The organism is Brevundimonas sp. CURTG3B2_SDJG (assembly GCF_057364705.1).
In genome coordinates this window covers 1-620 of sequence record NZ_JBNFOJ010000574.1, presented here as the reverse complement: position 1 = coordinate 620, position 620 = coordinate 1, and the positions used below count along the sequence as shown (strand labels likewise).

Annotated in this window: 1 protein-coding gene; it reads right to left on the bottom strand. The window is 76.1% G+C overall.

Going from position 1 to position 620, the window contains the following annotated elements; genetic code table 11:
- Positions 1-606: ATP-binding cassette domain-containing protein (locus AC2W7C_RS18740; protein ID WP_486002687.1), on the bottom strand; the 606-nt coding region annotated here is incomplete at its 3' end.
- Positions 607-620 lie beyond the last annotated feature (14 nt).

The following is a 620-nucleotide window of genomic DNA, read 5'->3' as shown; positions in this document are numbered from 1 at the left end:
CTCGCGGTAGGCGGGCTCGGCGCGCCAGCCGGCGGGGCGGGGCAGGGAGCCGGGCGAGAGATGGTCCGCGGCGACCCGACCGCTGGCGGCGTCCAGCACCACAGTGCGGCCGGCCAGATAGACCGCTTCCTCGACATCGTGGGTGACGAAGACGATGGCGGGCCTCGGGGCGCGGGCGGCCCACAGCCGATGCAGGTCCTCAATCAGGCGGCGGCGGGTGACGCTGTCCAGGGCGGCGAAGGGTTCGTCCAGCAGCAGAAGGTCCGGCTCGACCACCAGGGCGCGGGCCAAGGAGACGCGCATGGCCATGCCGCCCGACAGCTGGCGCGGCCGGGCCTCCAGCCGATCACCCAGGCCGACGGCGGCGAGGGCGGGCGCCGGCGCGAGCGTGGGCCTGGTCCTTGGGGACGTCCGCCAGCTCCAGGGGCAGGGCGACGGTTGGCGCGGGCGTCGGCCCAGGGCATCAGCGTGGGGGCCTGGAAGACGAAGGCCGTGCGGCCTAGCGCGGCAACGGCCGCCTTTACCCTCGGCGGGGCGCTCCAGCCCGGCCAGGAGGCGCAGGACCGTGGACTTGCCCGCGCCGGAAGCCCCTACGACGGCGACGATCTCGCCCGGCGCGA